The 3,115-nt window shown below is 66.9% G+C and carries 2 protein-coding genes and 1 pseudogene; 2 read left to right on the plus strand and 1 reads right to left on the minus strand.

What is annotated here, in order from left to right; all coding sequences use genetic code 11:
• Nucleotides 1-860: pseudogene (locus Y705_RS19795) on the minus strand (uracil-xanthine permease family protein); the annotation flags it as partial.
• 25 nt (nt 861-885) lie between these two features.
• Between Y705_RS19795 and Y705_RS0112685 the strand changes: the two are divergent.
• Nucleotides 886-1,782, plus strand: coding sequence for an SDR family NAD(P)-dependent oxidoreductase (locus Y705_RS0112685; protein WP_343212764.1), 897 nt, complete (start codon nt 886-888; stop codon nt 1,780-1,782).
• Nucleotides 1,779-3,115 (plus strand): aldehyde dehydrogenase family protein (locus tag Y705_RS0112690; RefSeq protein WP_026533124.1); only part of this gene is annotated, 1,337 nt, incomplete at its 3' end. The genes Y705_RS0112685 and Y705_RS0112690, both read left to right, overlap by 4 nt.

The following is a 3,115-nucleotide window of genomic DNA, read 5'->3' on the forward strand; positions in this document are numbered from 1 at the left end:
CCCCCGCCGGCCCCCGCTATCATCGTGGCGAGGCCGTCGGCCATGAGCGCCCTGCCCGTGAGCGGGTCGAGGTCGCGGTTGGTCATGGCCGCCACCGACTTCACGTGACCGATGTTCTCGGCCACCAGGACGAGGACCACGGGAATGAACAGTCCGACGACGGAGAGGTGGAACTCCGGGGTGGCGAATTCCGGCAGGCCGATCCAGGCGGCGTCGGAGATGGCGGCGAAATCCACCTCGCCGCGCAGTACCGCGACAAGGTAGCCCACGAGGACGCCGACGAGGATCGACAACCGCCCGAGGATTCCCTTGAACAGGACGGTGACCAGCAGGATGGTGACTACGGTGGCCGCCGCCGTCACCGGCGCCTGCTCGAAGCTCGCCTTCGCCGTCGGCGCCAGGTTCAGGCCGATCAGGGCCACGATGGCGCCCGTCACGACCGGGGGCATGGCTACCTGGATCCAGCGCGAGCCGGCCCGGTGGACCACTGCGCCGATCAGGGCGAGCGCTGCCCCCGCCATCAGAATGCCGCCAAGGGCCCCGGCGGCGCCGTGCTGGCTCTGGGCGGCGGCGATGGGCGCGATGAAGGCAAAGCTCGAGCCGAGGTAGCTGGGGATACGGCCGGCCGTGATGATCAGGAACAACAGGGTTCCGATGCCGGAGAACAGCAGGGTGGTGGACGGCGGGAACCCGGTGATAAGCGGTACGAGGAACGTGGCGCCGAACATGGCGACCACGTGCTGGGCTCCGATCCCGATGGTGCGGGGCCAGCTGAGGCGCTCGTCCGGGGCCACGAATCCGGAGGCGGCGACGTTCTTGCCATCGCCGTGGACAGTCCAGTTGGTTCCGAGTGCGCTCATGGCGGTACCTTCCAACGGTAATTTTGTGATCCCCAGAATCCTACCGTTCGCAGTTGTCCGGGATGTTACGGTGCTTCCACGGCTACGGGAGGAAAAAGTGGAGTTCACTGTGGAGGGACGTACCGTGCTGGTGACGGGTGCGGGGATGGGCATGGGTTTGCTGTATGCCGAGCGTGCCGTGCAGGTGAAGGCCGGAGCCGTGGTGCTGTGGGACATCAATGCCGAGGCGCTCGAAGCGGCTGTGGCAAGGCTCAGCGGACAGGGTTCGGCCATCCACAGCTACACCGTCGACGTCGCTTCCCTCGAGCAGGTCCGGACGGCAGCGCGAGCGGTGATGCACGACGTCGGCGTCCCCGCCGTGGTGATCAACAATGCCGGCATCGTGCGGGGGAAAAACTTCTGGGAGCATGATCAGGAAGCGGATGTCGCCCTCACCATGAGGATCAACGCGCTGGCTCCGATGCACATCACGAGGGAATTCCTTCCCGCCATGATGTCGCACGGCGGGCCTGGGCGGGTCCTCAACGTGGCCTCTGCATCAGGAACCCTGGCCGTGCCGCGGATGAGTGTCTACGCAGCGTCGAAGTGGGCCGTGATCGGCTGGAGCGATTCGCTGCGCCTTGAGCTCGCGTCAGCCGGGCACCGGAATATCAGGGTCACGACGCTGATTCCGAGCTACATTTCGACGGGAATGTTCGAGGGTGCCCGCGCGCCGCTGCTGACTCCCCTTCTGGAGCCGGGGTATGTGGTGGACAGGGCCTGGGGTGCTCTGATGGAGGGCCGGCCGAGGCTCCAGCTGCCCTGGACGGTTGCCCTTGGAAGCGCGTTGAAGGGGTTGCTTCCCCAGCCCGCCTGGGACTTCGTGGCTCGACGCCTCAGGGTGTACCGGTCGATGGATCACTTCACGGGCCGACGGCCATGACGACCTCCGGACCGGCAAATGTCGAGACGGCCACGGTGCACCGCCTCCGGGAATGCTTCGCCAGCGGAAAGACCCGGCCGCAGCCCTGGCGGCGCGAGCAATTGCTCGCGCTCGTCCGGATGCTCGGGGAGAGGAAGGAGGAGCTCCTGGAAGCGTTGCAGGCTGACATCGGGAAAAGCCCCACCGAAGCTTTCCTCTCCGAACTGGCAACTGTCCGGGCGGAGGCGGAATTCGCCCTGAAGCATCTGTCGAAGTGGACAGCCCCAGTCAAAGTGGATGTTCCTGCGGGACTGCTTCCTGCCCGGGCCTGGACGCAGGCCCGGCCCCTCGGCGTCGTACTCATTCTCGGTCCCTGGAACTACCCCCTGCAGTTGCTGCTCGCTCCGCTGGTCGGCGCACTCGCCGCAGGAAACGCCGCCGTCCTCAAGCCGAGTGAACTTGCGCCCGCCACCTCGGCAGTGCTTTCACGGCTGGTGCCGCAGTACCTCGACGGCGACGCCGTCGCGGTGCTGCCAGGCGGAGTCCGGACCAGCACCGTGCTTCTCGGACTGCAGTTCGACTCCATCTTCTACACCGGTGGGGAACGCGTGGGGCGAATTGTCCTGAAGGCAGCGGCGGAACACCTGACGCCGGTCACGCTCGAGCTGGGAGGAAAGTCACCCGCCGTCGTACTGGGCGGGAACCTCGAGACCGCGGCGCGCCGCATCGCCTACGGCAAATTCATGAACGCGGGGCAGACCTGCGTGGCACCCGATTACCTCCTCACGACGCCGGAGCTGGCGCCGAAGCTCCAGGCGGCGCTGGCAAGGGCGGTGACAAGCTTCTACGGGAAGGATCCCTCGGTCAGTCCCGACTACGGCCGGATCGTCACCGAGCAGCATTTCGACCGGCTGGTGGGTTTCCTGGGAGACGGCAGTGTGGTGTTCGGTGGGCGCCATGATCGGCCGTCGCGCTATTTCGAACCGACAGTCCTCGCCGGAGTGGCAGCGGATTCGCCGGTGATGCAGGAGGAGATTTTCGGCCCCCTGCTCCCGGTCCTCGAGGTGGCGGACCTGCCCGAGGCCCTGGCCTTCATCGCCGCCCGGCCGCATCCGCTTGCCGCCTACCTGTTCAGCAGCAGTCCCGGCGAGCGATCGGCATTCGAGGAGGGTGTGCAGGCGGGCGGCATCGCGCACAACGCCTGCACCATCCAGCTCGCGGTTCCCGGACTGCCTTTCGGCGGAGTGGGAGCAAGCGGCACGGGCAGCTACCACGGGAAGCTCTCCTTCGACACTTTCAGCCAGCAACGGCCGGTGTTCTCGAAGAACCCCGGACCCGACACGCTGCGGCTCGC

This window comes from Arthrobacter sp. H41 (assembly GCF_000520535.1).
Lineage (GTDB): Bacteria > Actinomycetota > Actinomycetes > Actinomycetales > Micrococcaceae > Arthrobacter_D.